At 69.0% G+C, this 365-nt stretch carries 1 protein-coding gene; it reads left to right on the top strand.

The features are described 5' to 3' along the window. Window positions 1–28: 28 nt before the first annotated feature. Window positions 29–365: AAA family ATPase (locus ACTFO6_RS18030; RefSeq protein ID WP_439935778.1), on the top strand; the 337-nt coding region annotated here is incomplete at its 3' end.

The raw sequence follows: 365 nt of genomic DNA, 5'->3' as shown, positions 1-365 counted from the left end.
CGCCTGGGCCACCTGGACCCCCTCGGCCATGCTCACCGCGATTCTCCGGGAGCTCGGCCGTAGCGCCAGGGGCTCCTGCGCCCAGATGATGTCCGAGGCCATTGAAGCGCTCGCCCTCTCCGGGCGGCCGCTCTTCGTCGACGAGGCCGACTACCTCGTCGACAGCAAGCGCATGTGCGAGAGCCTGCGCGATCTCCACGACATGGCGACCGTGCCCGTGGTGCTGATCGGGATGGGCGGCATCGACGAGCGGCTCGCGCACCGCAAGCAGCTCACAGGCCGCGTGATGCAAGACGTGCGCTTCCAGCCTCTGGATGAGGAGGACGCCCAGCGGCTTGCGCACGAGCTCTGCGACGTCAAGGTCC

It is taken from the genome of Pelomicrobium sp. G1 (genome assembly GCF_051905455.1).
Classification (GTDB): Bacteria; Pseudomonadota; Gammaproteobacteria; order Burkholderiales; family UBA6910; genus Pelomicrobium.
The sequence above is the reverse complement of the archived record's forward strand: the minus strand, read 5'-3'. Positions and strand labels throughout refer to the sequence as shown.